The 15,696-nt window shown below is 33.1% G+C and carries 16 protein-coding genes; 7 read left to right on the top strand and 9 right to left on the bottom strand.

Translation table 11 applies throughout. The features are described 5' to 3' along the window. Nucleotides 1-5 precede the first annotated feature (5 nt). On the bottom strand, nucleotides 6-653 hold the full coding sequence (locus tag IEV77_RS09590) for a hypothetical protein (protein WP_188464187.1): 648 nt from the start codon (nucleotides 651-653) through the stop codon (nucleotides 6-8). A gap of 343 nt (nucleotides 654-996) precedes the next feature. Between IEV77_RS09590 and IEV77_RS09585 the strand changes: the two genes are divergently transcribed. The 7 genes from IEV77_RS09585 to IEV77_RS09555 all read left to right on the top strand — a co-directional run bounded on the left by IEV77_RS09585 (nucleotide 997) and on the right by IEV77_RS09555 (nucleotide 8,518). After that, complete coding sequence (locus IEV77_RS09585; protein WP_188464185.1) at nucleotides 997-3,024, top strand: M13 family metallopeptidase; 2,028 nt, start codon at nucleotides 997-999, stop codon at nucleotides 3,022-3,024. Nucleotides 3,025-3,376: 352 nt separating this feature from the next. Next, nucleotides 3,377-4,474 carry a fatty acid desaturase family protein gene (locus IEV77_RS09580; RefSeq protein WP_188464183.1) on the top strand — a complete coding sequence of 366 codons (1,098 nt, stop codon included), beginning with the start codon at nucleotides 3,377-3,379 and terminating at the stop codon, nucleotides 4,472-4,474. Nucleotides 4,475-4,515: 41 nt separating this feature from the next. Beyond that, on the top strand, nucleotides 4,516-4,758 hold the full coding sequence (locus tag IEV77_RS09575) for a cold-shock protein (protein ID WP_188464181.1): 243 nt from the start codon (nucleotides 4,516-4,518) through the stop codon (nucleotides 4,756-4,758). A gap of 148 nt (nucleotides 4,759-4,906) precedes the next feature. Beyond that, nucleotides 4,907-5,098 (top strand): cold-shock protein, encoded by a 192-nt coding sequence (locus IEV77_RS09570; protein WP_188464179.1) that lies wholly within the window; start codon nucleotides 4,907-4,909, stop codon nucleotides 5,096-5,098. 240 nt (nucleotides 5,099-5,338) lie between these two features. Then, nucleotides 5,339-6,670 carry a DEAD/DEAH box helicase gene (locus tag IEV77_RS09565; RefSeq protein WP_188464177.1) on the top strand — a complete coding sequence of 444 codons (1,332 nt, stop codon included), beginning with the start codon at nucleotides 5,339-5,341 and terminating at the stop codon, nucleotides 6,668-6,670. A 5-nt stretch (nucleotides 6,671-6,675) separates the two neighbouring features. Then, nucleotides 6,676-7,989 carry a DEAD/DEAH box helicase gene (locus IEV77_RS09560; protein ID WP_188464175.1) on the top strand — a complete coding sequence of 438 codons (1,314 nt, stop codon included), beginning with the start codon at nucleotides 6,676-6,678 and terminating at the stop codon, nucleotides 7,987-7,989. Between the two features lie 79 nt (nucleotides 7,990-8,068). Beyond that, nucleotides 8,069-8,518 carry a KTSC domain-containing protein gene (locus IEV77_RS09555; protein WP_188464173.1) on the top strand — a complete coding sequence of 150 codons (450 nt, stop codon included), beginning with the start codon at nucleotides 8,069-8,071 and terminating at the stop codon, nucleotides 8,516-8,518. A 131-nt stretch (nucleotides 8,519-8,649) separates the two neighbouring features. Here the strand turns inward: IEV77_RS09555 and IEV77_RS09550 are convergent, their stop codons facing one another. From IEV77_RS09550 to katG, 8 genes are all read right to left on the bottom strand, one after another. Continuing rightward, entirely contained in the window at nucleotides 8,650-9,393 is a 744-nt protein-coding gene (locus IEV77_RS09550; RefSeq protein WP_188464171.1) for an acyl-CoA desaturase, read from the bottom strand. Nucleotides 9,394-9,523: 130 nt separating this feature from the next. Then, a complete protein-coding gene (locus IEV77_RS09545; protein WP_188464858.1) occupies nucleotides 9,524-10,093 on the bottom strand; it encodes a Crp/Fnr family transcriptional regulator in 570 nt (189 codons plus the stop codon). 178 nt (nucleotides 10,094-10,271) lie between these two features. Continuing rightward, on the bottom strand, nucleotides 10,272-11,237 hold the full coding sequence (locus tag IEV77_RS09540; RefSeq protein WP_188464169.1) for a tRNA dihydrouridine synthase: 966 nt from the start codon (nucleotides 11,235-11,237) through the stop codon (nucleotides 10,272-10,274). A 119-nt stretch (nucleotides 11,238-11,356) separates the two neighbouring features. Next, nucleotides 11,357-12,025, bottom strand: coding sequence for a DUF2306 domain-containing protein (locus tag IEV77_RS09535; protein ID WP_188464167.1), 669 nt, complete (start codon nucleotides 12,023-12,025; stop codon nucleotides 11,357-11,359). A gap of 12 nt (nucleotides 12,026-12,037) precedes the next feature. Next, the gene (locus tag IEV77_RS17470; protein WP_229736637.1) at nucleotides 12,038-12,298 is read right to left on the bottom strand and encodes a CCP domain-containing protein; all 261 of its coding nucleotides are present in this window, start codon (nucleotides 12,296-12,298) and stop codon (nucleotides 12,038-12,040) included. After that, nucleotides 12,282-12,488 carry a hypothetical protein gene (locus IEV77_RS17465; RefSeq protein WP_229736636.1) on the bottom strand — a complete coding sequence of 69 codons (207 nt, stop codon included), beginning with the start codon at nucleotides 12,486-12,488 and terminating at the stop codon, nucleotides 12,282-12,284. Before IEV77_RS17465 ends, IEV77_RS17470 begins: the two co-directional genes overlap by 17 nt. A 124-nt stretch (nucleotides 12,489-12,612) precedes the next feature. After that, on the bottom strand, nucleotides 12,613-13,185 hold the full coding sequence (locus IEV77_RS09525; RefSeq protein ID WP_188464165.1) for a GNAT family N-acetyltransferase: 573 nt from the start codon (nucleotides 13,183-13,185) through the stop codon (nucleotides 12,613-12,615). A gap of 115 nt (nucleotides 13,186-13,300) precedes the next feature. Further along, complete coding sequence (katG, locus tag IEV77_RS09520; protein ID WP_188464163.1) at nucleotides 13,301-15,586, bottom strand: catalase/peroxidase HPI; 2,286 nt, start codon at nucleotides 15,584-15,586, stop codon at nucleotides 13,301-13,303. Between the last annotated feature and the right edge of the window lie 110 nt (nucleotides 15,587-15,696).

Raw genomic sequence — 15,696 nt, 5'->3', positions numbered from 1 at the left:
TTATTTTATAACTTAATATATTTTTCTGAAATATCTCTGGCATCAACAGGGTGCGTATTGCTAATAAAATTCATAAAGAGGTAGATAGAAAGTCCGTGACATAATATTATTAATACCGTAAAGGTTATGTTATAATGGAATAACTCATTAATGGGAGTCAAGGATATTTGAAAAAAATTAAGAAATCCTGAGATCAAAAGAATCACACCATTATTATAAAAATCGTTGATATAAATTAAGGCAATCATGGACATATAGACCAAAAGACAAAACACGCAAACAAATGTAATAAGCATTTGATCCTTGGGGATAAAGTCTATAAGCAATTCAAGAACGGCGTATATTATGTATCCAAATAGCAGAATACAAATAACAATAGAAAGGGAAACTACCGATTTAAACTTCCAAGTCTGTATATATGGTTTCAATATCCAAGAGAAAAGGAGTAGATGTGCCGAAGTAAGTCCAACAACGGTCGAATAAGTTTCTTTAAACCATAAAAAACCTAAAACATCTGATGTTGCAATAAATAATAAAGCTATTAGAAAATAATAATTAATAGCTTTGGATTGCTTTTTACAAACCAAATAGTGCTTTAAACCAAGAGTTGCAAGCATTATAGGCATCACAATAGCTAGAAACCTCTTATCCATAAGAGTACTGCAAATAATGGAGCTAAGCAAGAATAAATAAAAGAGAAAATCAACAGGTTGTAATTTTCTCAAAAAATTAAAAAAGTCTTTAAAAATATTAATCATGTAGGGCTAAGAAATAAAATCGCTTTAAATATATTTAAATTAATGATTTGGATATATAATTAGAAATTCATTCGGTAAATATAAGTTATATAAGTTAGTCTATATATAATATTTTATTAGAGTTTTGTGTGTTTTCGGACGAAGGAGAGGTCTTTCATTTTGATATCACTCTTTTTTTATTTCTGTTTAAAACAGTTAAATAATTAAAACATATCTTTGAGAAACTAACAGCCACATCATGAAAACCTTACCTTATCTCTCCTTGATTTTATTACTATGTCTTTCTTGTAAAAAAGATCAGACGGTAAGTAAGCATATAGCTCAGGAAATGACACCAGTAGTTTTTGATGGGATTGATCCAGCAATTATGCCTGGTGACGATTTCTTTAATCACGTTAATAAAAACTGGTTTGAGGAAGCGGTAATTGCCGAAGATCAGGTTGGAGTAGGAGCTTATAGGTTTTTAAATATTCCACAACAAGAATTACTTAAAAATATTTTGGTAGAGGTGTCTCAAGAAGAACATCCTAAGGGTAGTATAGAACAGAAGGTTGGTGATTTTTATGCATCAGGAATGGACACCGTTCGTATCAATCAATTAGGATACAAACCCATTCTTCCTATTTTAGAGCGTATTGATGCTATAACGGATGTTCCTACTTTAACAGATTTTGTGGCCTCTCAAATAAAATCGGGGGATTACTCCATGTTTGCGCCATACATTTCTCCTGACCAAAAAAACAGCTTGCTTAATATCTTGCATGTTTCACAAACCGGACTAGGTTTACCAGATCGTGATTATTATTTTGGGCAAGATCCTTCCGTACTTAAAATTCAAGAGGCTTATAAAACATATCTCGCATCCTTGTTTGAAATGGTAGGAGATGAAAACGCTAAGGCAAATGCAGACGTTGTTTATAACATCGAAAAGCAATTGGCCGATTCACATAAAACAAGAATTGAACGCAGAGTTATCAAGGAGAATTACAACAAGATGGCTGTTTCAGAATTACAACTTAAACATGCAAATATTGATTGGAACGCCATACTAAATACTTTAGGAGCTAAGGTAGACTCTATTGATGTCGCACAACCTGCTTATTATAATGCTCTAAACAATATGTTAAGTTCAGTTTCATTAGATCAATGGAAACTTTACCTAAAAGCGAACTCGATTAAATCTCATGATAATATATTAAGTCAACCCTTTCAGGATGTGTCTTTTAAATATTCTAAAGAATTATCAGGTCAATCTGAACAGCAACCTAGAGAAAAACTTATGGTTCGTCGGGTAGATAATCAAATGGGATTTGCCTTGGGACAATTATATGTGAAGCAATATTTTAATGAAGATGCTAAAAAACGAGCTTTAGATTTAGTTGAAAACTTCCAAAAAGTATTAGAAAAGCGCATTGATGCTCTAGACTGGATGAGCGATAGTACCAAAGTGAAAGCTAAAGACAAACTTTATGCTATTAAGAAAAAAATTGGTTATCCAGATATGTGGAGAACCTACGACGTGTCTATTAATCGAGATCAGTTTTTTGAAAATGTTGTGGCGCTTCGTGAAAACGATTATCAATATAAATTAAACCAACTCAATAAAGAACCAAACAGAGACGAATGGTACACAACACCATCTACGGTTACTGCTTATTATAATCCATCTGCTAATGAAATAGTTTTTCCTGCGGGAATTTTACAAGCTCCGTATTTTGATTTATATGCAGACGATGCCGTAAATTATGGAGGCATTGGTATGGTAATAGGCCACGAATTTACTCATGCCTTCGACGACCAAGGGGCTCAATATGATAAAAACGGAAATGTAACCGATTGGTGGACGGAAGAAGATTATACCAAATTTCAAGCAAAAACACAGCAAATCATAGAGCAGTATAGTGCTTTTACAGTTCTCGATAGTGTTCATTTAAAGGGAGCTTTAACTGTGGGTGAAAATACAGCCGATAATGGTGGAATTGCTATTGCTTACGATGCTTTTAAACTTACTAAACAAGGACAGGATACGACCAAAATTGGAGGTTATACTCCAAACCAACGTTTCTTTTTATCTGTTGCAACTATTTGGCGTGTTAAAATGCGTGACGAATTTTTACGTAATTATGTAGCAACAGACCCACATTCGCCACCAATTTGGCGAGTGAATGGTCCTCTAATGAACTTTACACCTTTTTACGAAGCTTTTAATATCCAACCTGGAGGAATAAATTATAAAACAGAAGAAGAGAGAATTAAAATTTGGTAGAACAAATTCACGTCTCTTTGTCCGTATTAACGAGAGTAGTTAAATAAGGAGCTTCAACACTTTAACGTATAATTGTATTAATTTACTTTTAAGTAGTCTAATTTTGGAGCTTAAATTATATAGACTGCCTTCTTTTTTAATTTTCCCACAATTTTAATCAATCCTTTGCTTTCTTCAATAGTTTAATATCGTAGTATATTAGACACTTTATTTGTTAAGACTTTTCAGGTTTGTTTGAATTATTCCTTTCTGAAAAAAATCTTCATAATTACTTTTCTCTTAGAAATGCGAAACTTCAAAACAGAACGTTTTGAAGGAGTACATGCCACAAATTTAAAAAATAAAGAGTCCTATGGAGAATCCAAAGTTTTCAAGAGTAACTGATAAAGATTTTTCAAAAACTTTAAGAAGAAGAGTCAATCAGTATTTTAAAGATAATAATATCAGTAAGAAAGGTAATGCCAATATGGTTGTGAAAACAATTGTAATGTCATCTTTGTTTTTCGGACCATTAATTTTGCTTTCTACAGGTTTTGTTACAAGCACCTGGTTGCTTTTTACCTGCTATATAATTTGTGGGTTTGGCATGTCTGGAATAGGAATGGGAGTTATGCATGACGCTTTACATGGTTCTTATTCTAAACATAGAATAGTAAATAAATTATTGGGCTATACCTTTAATCTTATTGGTGCAAATGCCGAAATTTGGAAAATTCAACACAATGTCTTACATCATTCTTATACCAATATAGATCATGCAGACGACGATATTAATACACCTTTTTTCTTACGTTTTTCACCTAATGGAGAACATCATAAGTCACAAAAATTTCAACATATCTATATCTGGTTCTTTTATGCAATCTCTACACTTTTCTGGATCACGGCAAAAGATTTTGTGCGTTTAAAACGTTATAAGGATATGGGTTTGTTAAATAAAAAAAACGAATATGAAAAAGGCCTAGTAGAAATGACGGCTTGGAAATTATTCTATTATTCTTATGCACTTATATTACCACTAATTATGGTACCTTTGCCATGGTATATTATTGCCTTAGGCTTTTTATGCATGCATCTTGTTACAGGTTTGATGGTGAGTATTGTATTTCAAATAGCTCATATTATGCCAGAAACAGATTTCCCATTACCTGACGAAGATGGCATGATGAAAAATGAATGGTACAGACATCAATTAGCTACAACAAGTAATTTTGCACCAAATAGCAAGTTGCTATTTTGGTTGATTGGCGGATTAAACTATCAAGTAGAACATCATGTTTTACCAGATGTGTGTCATGTTCATTATAAAAACTTAACGGGTATCGTTAAACAAACGGCTCATGAGTTTAACATGCCGTACCATGTTAAAAAAAGTATGTTCCATGCTATAAAAGATCATACTAAAATGCTTAAATTGCTGGGTAATAATCAAACCGTTAGTGTCACCTAATGACAAGTGATTAAAGATTTTATAAACAGAATAAAAAAAAGATGATTAAAAGAATTTTAAACAAATTAAAGAATGCGATTAATGTAACTACAACGAAAGAAGGAACTGTAAAGTTTTTTAATAATAAAAAAGGCTTTGGCTTTATTATCGTTAAAGATTCTGATCAAGAAATATTTGTTCATTCTTCAAACCTTAATAGTCCAGTTAAGGAAAAAGACCAAGTAACCTTCGAAATTGAAAAAAGTGAAAAAGGATTAGTAGCAGTAAACGTTTCTAAAATCTAAAAACTACTAGATTTAGGGAAAAAATAATTAGCATACAATCTGTATTAGAAGAAAATTATATTGAAGAAAGATGAACTAATGTGCTGAATTTTAAAATAATGGCATCATCTTTGTAAGATAAATAGTATTATAAATTAAATTACAAACAATGAGTAAAGGAACAGTAAAGTTTTTCAATGACGCTAAAGGATTCGGTTTTATAACAGAAGAAGGTGTTGATAAAGACCATTTTGTACACATTTCAGGATTAATTGACGAAATTCGTGAAGGCGATAATGTTGAATTCGATATTGAAGAAGGAAACAAAGGTTTAAACGCAGTGAACGTAAAAGTTATCTAATACATATACTTTCAAATTACACAAAAGCCCATCAATATATTGATGGGCTTTTTTTATGTTTTTACCCATTGGATTTATGGGCATGCTTAACAACCATTTTAATAATAACGATTCTATTAAACTTTTTAAACCCTTGTCAAAAAGTGCTTCAGATAGTAAATAGGTCTAATTAATTATTAAAATCGGCCATTAGAAAGCACTTCTAGAAAAACTGTGGTTATCTTTGCTGAAAATTATTAGATGTCAAAAACGTTTTCAGATTTAGGAATTATCGAAAGTTTACAAAAAAGCTTAACGGACTTACAAATCTCTGTTCCTACAGATATTCAGCAAAAAGTAATCCCAGTCATTCTTAATCAGAAAGAGGATGTTGTGGCTTTGGCAAAAACTGGAACTGGTAAAACAGCAGCCTTTGGATTGCCTTTGTTGCAATTAATAGATGTTACTTCATCAGACATTCAAGCTGTTATTCTAGCACCAACACGTGAGTTAGGACAGCAGATTTATCATAATTTAATATCTTTTGCATCTAATAGCCCAGAGATTTCTATCGCGGCACTTTGTGGAGGGATTCCAATTAAACCTCAAATGGAGCGCTTGCAATCTAAAACACATATTATTGTTGCAACGCCAGGACGTTTGGCAGATTTGGTTAGTAGAAACGCTGTTAACATCAAAAACATCTCTTATTTTATTTTAGATGAAGCAGATGAAATGGTAAGTGCTTTAAAAGAAGGTTTAGATAGCATTATTAAAGAACTTCCAAAAGTTAGAAGAACGTTGCTTTTTACTGCTACCATGCCAGGAACCATCAAACAGATGATTCAAAATTATATGTCCAAACATGTCGTTCAAATTGAAGCTGATATGGCTACAGTTGGACATCAAGGCATCGATCATCAATATGTTGTTGTTGAACCTATAGAGAAGTTAGATGTTTTACTTCATTTTTTAAACTCTAGAGAAGGCGAAAGAGGTATTATTTTTTGTAAAACAAAAGCCGCAGTTAATAAGTTAGCTAAAAACCTAGCAATCAATAAATTTTCGTCTGGAGCTATTCATGGAAGTTTAACTCAAGGGATTCGAGATCGTATCATGGGACAATTTAGAGAAGGTTATATTGATATTTTAGTAGCAACAGATTTAGCTGCACGTGGAATTGATGTAAAAGAAATCTCCTATGTTGTAAATTATCATTTACCAGACACTTATGATGCTTATGTTCATAGAAGTGGACGTACAGCAAGAGCAGGAGCAAAGGGGCTTTCCTTGACTATTTTACAAGAGGAAGAAGTTGTGGATATAGCCGATTTCGAACAGGAATTAGGGATAAGCTTTAAAAAGTTTAAAAAAGCAGATGCTCTTAGTATCGAAGAAAATAATGGCTTGCTTTGGGCTAAAAAAATATTTAAAACCAAACCCAATCGTCATATTTCCGGGGAATATAAAAATAAGATAACAACTATTTTTCATCATCTAACAAAAGAAGAATTAATAGATAAAGTATTGGCGGATTATCTATCACAAACAAACATGGGGAATCCCAATGCTGATAAGGCAAAAAAAAAATAATTTTTATGGCAAATGAGATCAAAGATCAGCAGGATATTTTAAACAAATTAAATATCCATCAGCTAAACTCTATGCAAGAGAAAGCTATTCCTGTTATAGAAAACACGACAAATACGGTTTTACTTTCTCCTACCGGTTCTGGAAAGACCTTAGCTTTTTTATTACCATTGATAAAAATGTTAAAACCAGATTGTCCAGATGTACAGGCGCTTATTTTAGTCCCGTCTAGAGAATTGGCTATTCAAATTGAACAAGTAGCTCGAGATATGGGGTCTGGATTTAAAGTGAATGCCGTCTATGGAGGCAGATCCATGTCTAAAGATAAAATTGAAATAAAACATGTTCCAGCTATTTTAATAGGAACTCCAGGAAGGATTTTAGATCATTTTAACAATGAAAGATTTTCGTTAGAAAATATAAAAACTTTGGTTTTAGATGAATTTGACAAGTCATTAGAAACAGGTTTTGAAAAGGAAATGAAAGACATTATTAAGCAATTACCTAGTTTAAATAAGCGAATTCTAACATCTGCAACTCAAGGCGTTACGATTCCTGGTTTTGTGAGATTGGATAAGCCAACTATCATCAATTATTTAAATGATAACGCGAAACCAAAATTAATTGTCAAAACAGTAGTTTCTCCAACAAGTAACAAACTTCCCACCTTATTAAATTTACTTTTGCATCTTGGTAACCAACAAGGGATTGTTTTCTGCAATTTAAGAGACAGCATTGATGTGGTAAGTAGGTTTTTAGAAAAAAACAACATCAGTCATTCGTGTTTTTCAGGTGGCATGGAACAAAAAGACAGAGAGCGCTCTTTGATTACTTTTCGAAATGGCTCGAGTCAGATTTTATTAGCCACCGATTTAGCTTCTAGAGGAATTGATATTCCAGAATTAAATTACATCATTCATTACGAGCTTCCAAATGCTTTAGAAGAATTCACGCATAGAAATGGTAGAACAGCAAGAGTGCAAGCTAAGGGAACGGCTTATATTTTGAAATGGGACAAAGAATATCTTCCCGAGTTTGTTGGGAAACCAAAAATAGAGACGATTACTAAGAATCCGCCTTTAAAACCTCAATACTGGGAAACTCTATTTATTTCTGGAGGAAGAAAAGATAAAATCTCTAAAGGAGATATTGCTGGACTATTTTTTAAAGAAGGTGGTTTAAACAAGGATCAGTTAGGGACTATTGAATTAAAACAGGATTGTGCATTTGTTGCCGTTCCGCTTAGTATTGCCGTGGCATTAGCTGATAAATTGAATAACAGCAGATTAAAAAAGAAAAAGGTTCGAGTAACTGTTCTATAGCTAGGTTGTTTTTTATTGATATTTTATAGTAATAAATGCAATAATAACATGTACTTTTGCGCCCTCAAATAAATTTGGTATGAAACGCATAAACGAATACAAGAAACTCTTTGGAATGGAAACTGAAGTCGATTTAAAGACTTTAAAAAGAAGTTACCGTGATTTAGTAAAAGAATGGCATCCAGACAAATTCCAAAACGGAGACGCGTTACAGGAAGAAGCTGAAATTAATAGTCGTAAGATTATCGATGGATACCATTTTTTAGTAAGTATTGCTCCAGAAACCATTGCAGCTAACTTAGATAATTACACAGAAACAATTAATAACTCTGGAATTTTGGATTTTATCCATAAAGGTTTGTTGTTGGAAATCACTTTTCAAGATGGAACAACGTACGAATACTTTGGTGTAACGAAACCAGTATATATTAAAATGATTAATAGCGATAAAGTAAATCGTTTTGCTAAACGTAATATTTATCCTAACTACACCTATAGAATGTCTAAGCGCACGCTTGAAGAGGCTTAGTAGTTAATTAAAAGAACTATACATCTAGCTTTCTTTATAGAAAGTATTGAAAATAAAAAAGTATCATAAGGCTTACGCTCTATGATACTTTTTTTATGGAGTTATTTTAATAATTCTTACGGAACGATAGTCTATTTGTTTTTTACTGAAATTGGTTTTAATTTAATAAACCCAAGAGCATTTAAAACTCTTATTATTAAATATGTCATATCAATCTCGTACCATTTCACACCAAAATTAGCACTACTGGCGTGCATGTGATGATTGTTATGATAACCTTCACCCATCATTAAAAAGTCAAAACGAAAGAGGTTTTTACTGGTATTCTTCATTTTAAAATTCACATAACCATAGATATGTCCAAACCAATTAATTATTACCCCATGTATAGGTGCCATTAAAAAGGTAATTGGTAATAATAACCATTGCCACCAAGCTGTTGCAAAAAAAGCAAAGAATAAAATGTATAAGCTAATCCAAAGGACTCTAGAAAAACGAGAACTTGCAAAGGCATCAAAACTTTTCCATTGAGGAACGTTTTTAGTAAAACGAGAATCAACAGCAACACGTTGTGTATTAATATCTTGATAAATGGTTTTTGTTTTCCACATCATGGCAAACAAATTAGCATCATAAGAAGGAGAGTGTGGATCTTGTTCCGTATCCGTATAAGCATGGTGCATGCGGTGCATAACGCCATAGCCATAAGCGCTTAAATAACTAGCGCCTTGAAAAACCCAAGTTAAAACAAAGGTAATACGTTCCATGGTTTTGGACATGGTAAATACTTGATGTGCCGCATAACGATGCAAAAAGAAAGACTGGAAGAATAAGCCTCCATACCACAGCACTAAAACAAAAATAACGATTGTCATACCTTTTTTTACAAAGATAATCTGAAAGCGTGATTCAAACAATGAACCCAAATCAAAAAACCGCAGGTTTTAAAACCCTAAAAAATTAAATTCCACAATCCAATATATTACGTGGCAATCAGATATTGAGTTAAATTCGTTTCCTAATTCGGCTTAAAGCCTGTGCAGTAACACCAATATAAGAACTAATGTATTTTAGGGGAATCACTTTTAAAAGCTCTGGACGCTCTTTAAATAGTTTGATATAGCGTTCCTCTGCAGTAAGATTCAATAAGTGTTGCTCCCGTTTAGATTTTATTAAAAATAGACGCTCAGCTGTTATTCTACCTATTAAATTACCTATTTTTGTTTGATTATAAACAGCTTGTAAATCGGCATAAGTGATACATAAAACGCTTGTTTCTGTCAGTGCTTGTAATTCGTATGCAGAAGGAGATTGAGTTAAAAAAGAATCGTAAGCACTAATAAACTGGTTTTTAAAACTAAACCCAAAGGTAATCTCTTTATCTGGATTTTCTTTTGGGATATATAATCGTACTACACCGGTTTCAATAAAAGAGATGTAGTTTTCAACATCATTAAGTTTTAGAAAAACAGCTTTCTTTTTAAACGTACGTCGTTGTAATTTGGACATAAAAAAGTCCCAATCTGTATCAGAAATGGTTGCTATTTGTTCTAAGTGTGCTTTTATTTGTTGCAAATCTTGTAATCCTTGTAATTGATAAGTCAAATATATCGTTCTTTTGTTTTAGAATCAAAACAATTTTGGGTTCTCTTTTAATTCTGGTATGATGCTGTGTACTTGCCATTTGAAAAAATAGAAATTAACCGAATTTTTCAATAGATCTGTGTGATAAATATGTGACTGAAAGTCTAATCTAAAAAGTACTTTTAAGCTTCATTTCTGTATTTAAAATTAGATCTACGGCTTTTCTATATTTCACAGGATTTGTCGCTTTTTTTATGGCTTTGTAAGTTTTTTGTGGGTTTGAAGTCGATTGAGAAAAGAACTCCCAAAACCCTAACATTTTCATCTTTATAGGCGTTGGTCCAGACAAGTATTCATCGTATTGCTGATAAATGGTATCATGAAATTCAGAAAAAATAGCCCATCGGTTTTCTGGGTATTCCGTGGTATTATTTTTTATCATACTTGGTAAAAAAGGATCTGCAATTAAGCCACGGCCAATCATAAAGTGATCAAGGGTTGGAAATCTATTTTCTATGGCTTTAAAAGCCGCAACGCTGGTAATGTCACCATTGTAGTAAAGCTTGTGTTTGGTACTACTTAAACATTTTTCAAAGCCATCTAAGTTAACTGGGCCTTTATAAAGTTGTTTTCCTATTCTGGCATGAATAGCAATATTTTTAAGCGGGTATTGATCTAAAATAGGAAAGGCTTCTAGAATTTCTTCTGGATTTTCATAACCCATTCTCATTTTCATAGAAACCAAAATATCTGTTTCGTTATGAGCCTTATGTAAAACCTCGTTAATTCGTGACGGATTGCAAATTAAGCCAGAACCCATTCCTGATTTGGTAACCATAGGATAGGGGCAACCCAAATTCCAATTTAATTCTTTATAACCTAAACTCTGAACGTACTTGGCAACAAAAAGAAACTCATCAGGGTCGTTAGTAATAACTTGCGGAATGACTTCTAAGGTATTGTTGTTTTCTGGAAGTAAATCGTTTTGATAAGATTGCTTAATTTTTAGCTTCCCATTAAGTCTAATGTATGGTGCATAAAAAGTATCAATGCCACCAAAATAATGATTGAAGGCATTTCGAAACCTGAAATCTGTAAAACCTTGTAAAGGTGATGAAAGTAGTGTGAAAGCCATCTTATTATTTAGTTGGGCAAAGATAGTTAAACAGAAAGAAGTAAACACAAGTTTCTATTCACGGCATACTATATTTTTTAGTTGATAAATTGAATAAAATCCCATGACAAATTTAAATATTATCCTTTGAGACGTTGTTTCCTACTTCGTTTAAATTTTCTAACATAATAAACTATAAATCCAATTTGTAATAAGGTACCAAAAACAGAAGGTAAAAACTGGCTATAAGGTTGGTAATTCTCAAATACAGTTCCTGAAAAGGCAGATAACAATGCGGTAAAAGCTCCAATCATTTTAAAGATATGTTCGTAAAGCCACATGTTTTTGTACGTCTTTTTAGGAATTAGGTAACGCAAGAAATCATAAGTAATTATCAGTAGCAAAGCTCCAACTGTGCTGTAAACAATCACTGGTGACCAATACATTCCCATCGATTTGAAATAATATAAAAAGTAAGAAACCGAAATTAGTGAGACTATTGCAACTGTAATATCAATTATTTTCGGGCTATTAGTTTTGGTTTTTAGAATCCGATAGCCAGAAAATCCATAATAAGCGCTCAAAACCGTAATTATTAATAAGAAGGTATTTCGTTTAAAAATAAAGACTCCTATCAATCCAGTCAGCACTTCTAAAATTAAAAAGAAGAGAAAATAATTCCCACTTGTTGTGTGCCATTTTTCACCTTTTTTTGTAAATAAAGCAATAAAGCCTAATAATAAAGCTATGGAACCAGCAATTACATGAAAAACGATATTGGAAGTATGTAAAAAGGAATAATCAGGCATAGATTCGTTTTCTTATAATTCTTGATTTAGTATTTCTATGGTTTCTTTCTTCTCTGGCGGACTTTTTATTCTAATCGCAATTTTGGAGTAATTCCAAGTTCCATTAACTCGGTCCGCAGAAATATCGAGCATGGCTTTTCCATTTTTGCATGTAATTTTTATTGTGGAATTAACCGATGTATTATCGTCTGAATAACTTACAGAACCATTTAGAATGGTCATAGGATCAATGGGTTCAACTTCACCTAAAACGTCCTTAACTCGTGGATTCAATCGGATTCTTTGCTATGGCTCCTTCATACAGCTCAGGGTCAGCATAAGCTTTTGTATAGTCACCTAAAACACCACCAAACCCAGAAGATAGTAATGAAAAAATGGAAAGAAGAACGATTCCAATAATTGGAACCAACCATTTCCAATTTTGTTTCCACCAACTTTTTTGTACAATTAAATCATTATTCATAATGTTTTGATACTATTTATAAGAACTAATGTAATCTAATTTTTGGTTTTGAAAAGTGCTTTTAACTTAACGTTAATTTGGGTAGAAGCATGTCTTAATAGCAAACAATGTTTAGAAAATTCACTTATGTTATATCTTTCAATGGTTTCCTTTGAAGATGCTTCATCTGTTTTCCAGCTAATACCTTTTTTCCAACAAACTCAAAACCTAAGTTCAAATATAATTTTTCGGCATTTGGGTTGTCTTCATCAACTAATAATCCAATGGTTTGTTGCCGTTTGATACAATATGTTTCTATTATATATTTTAATAAGTGAGTTCCTATTCCTTTTCCTTGGTGCTCTGGACTTATACCAATAGTATCAATATAATATTCCCCTTGCTGGGTTTCATTTTCAGGATTAAAATCTATTTCAAAATGATTTTTAATATAAAGTGCAATAGATTCTCTTAAAGTTTTTAGTGTTGCGCCATTATATATATTAATAGTTCCAACCAGTTCATTATCAATTTCTAAAACAAAACAATTAGTATAGGAATATTGATTATTTTCTCTTTCAACAAAATATAATAAAAAAGTTTTTGCTTTCTTTAAGTCTTTCGTTCCAATAAATTCATAAATAATATCCTGCATGGCCAAAACCATATGTTCTGAAATTATTTTCGAATCGGCTTTGGTTGCTTTTCTTATTATCATTATTTAATGTTTTGTTTTATCAATTAAGGTAAAAGGGGTAAATAGGCAAAAAAAATACGGCTTCGGTAAAGAACCGAAGCCGTTATTATTTTAGCAAATTGTTGGCTAGGTTTTTTTAGTTTAAATCGAATCTATCGGCATTCATAACTTTCACCCAAGCTTTTACAAAATCGTTTACAAATCTTTCTTTGTTATCGTCTTGTGCATAAACTTCAGAATAGGAACGCAAAATAGAATTAGAACCAAACACCAAATCCATACGAGTAGCAGTCCATTTTACAACTCCTGTTTTACGGTCGCGAATTTCGTAAAGCCCTTTATCTGTTGGCTTCCAACTATTATTCATATCCGTTAAGTTTACAAAGAAATCGTTAGTTAAAGCACCAACTTTATCTGTAAAAATACCATGTTTGGTATTGTCGTAATTAGTACCTAACATTCTCATACCACCAACTAGAACGGTCATTTCTGGCGCTGTCAGTCCCATAAGTTGTGTGCGATCTAGCATTAATTCTTCAGAACTTACTACATAATCTTTTTTACTCCAATTACGGTAACCGTCTGCCAAAGGCTCTAAGGGTTCAAAAGAATCTGCATCTGTCATGTCATCTGTAGCATCCCCACGTCCTGCAGCAAAAGGAACTAGAATATTAATACCTGCTGCATTAGCTGCTTGTTCTATCCCTAAATTACCTGCTAATACAATGGTATCGGCAATACTAATTCCAAATTCAGAAGCAATAGGTTCAAGAACAGATAAAACATATGCTAGACGTTTTGGTTCATTTCCTTGCCAGTCTTTTTGAGGTGCTAAACGAATACGTGCACCGTTGGCACCACCACGTTTATCTGAACCACGGAATGTTCGAGCACTGTCCCAAGCAGTAGCGACCATTTCTGAGATTGATAAACCTGAAGATGCAATTCTATTTTTTACAGCTATGACGTCATAATTTGTAGTTCCAGCCGGAATGGGATCTTGCCAAACTAAATCCTCTTGGGGTACATCGGTACCAAAGTAATTGGCTTTTGGCCCCAAATCTCTATGCGTTAATTTAAACCATGCACGAGCAAAGGTATCTGAGAAATACTCTTGATCATTCATAAACTTCAAGCATATTTCCTTATATATAGGATCTACTTTCATGGCCATATCGGCATCGGTCATCATCGGATTATGACGAATACTAGAATCTTCAACATCAACAGGTCTGTCTTCCTCTTTAATACTTACGGGTTCCCATTGCCAGGCGCCAGCAGGACTTTTAACAGATTCCCATTCATGATTAAATAACATCTCAAAAAAGCCACCATCCCATTTTGTAGGATGCGTGGTCCATGCACCTTCAAGTCCACTTGTTACCGTATAACGTCCTTTTCCTGAATGACTTGGATTTTTCCAGCCTAATCCTTGTTCCTCCACATTTGCAGTTTCAGGATCCGGTCCTAAAATACTAGCATCACCATTACCATGGGTTTTTCCAACGGTATGTCCGCCAGCTGTTAAAGCAGCTGTTTCTTCGTCGTCCATTGCCATTCTAGCAAAAGTTTCACGAATTTGAGCGGCAGTCTTTAAAGGATCTTGTTTTCCGTTAACACCTTCTGGATTTACATAAATTAGTCCCATTTGTACTGCGGCTAAAGGGTTTTCCATTGTTTTTGGATCGTCTACATTATCGTAACGTTCGTCACTTGGAGCTAACCATTCTTTTTCAGCTCCCCAATAGGTGTCAGTTTCTGGATGCCAAATATCTTCACGTCCAAAAGCAAAACCAAAGGTCTTTAAGCCCATGTTTTCATAAGCTATTGTACCAGCCAAAACAATTAAATCTGCCCAACTTACTTTATTACCATATTTTTTCTTAATTGGCCATAACAAGCGTCTCGCTTTGTCTAAACTCACATTATCTGGCCAAGAATTTAATGGTGCAAAACGCTGATTTCCTGAACCACCACCGCCACGGCCATCTGAAATACGGTAAGATCCGGCAGAGTGCCAAGATAATCGTATCATTAAACCTCCATAATGTCCCCAATCTGCAGGCCACCAATCTTGACTATCAGTCATTAGAGCATGCATGTCCTTTTTTAAGGCTTCTATATCTAATTTTTTAAGTTCTTCATGATAATTAAAATCTTGACCTAATGGATTTGTTTTAGTATCATGTTGACTCAAAATATCTAAATTAAGTGCATTTGGCCACCATTCCATAACATTTGATTTGGTCGATGTATTGCCACCATGCATTACTGGGCATTTTCCTGCAGATGAACTATGATTGGATGCTGAATCATGATTGCCTTCAACAATAGTATCACCATTATTAAGCGGAAGTGCTTCATGATTAACGGGACATTTGCTTAGATCGTCAGGTGAGTTTGAATGTTTGTTATCTTCCATATTTGAAAAGGTTATATTAATTGAATGTTTTATTTCATATCAAATTTAACCTTATTCTGAGATGTAAATTTGAGTTTTTAATTTTCATATGCTATTGAATTATAAGTATA

The sequence above is a fragment of the Xanthomarina arctica genome (genome assembly GCF_014638915.1).
GTDB classification, from domain to species: domain Bacteria; phylum Bacteroidota; class Bacteroidia; order Flavobacteriales; family Flavobacteriaceae; genus Xanthomarina; species Xanthomarina arctica.
This window is presented reverse-complemented; position numbering and strand designations above follow the sequence as displayed.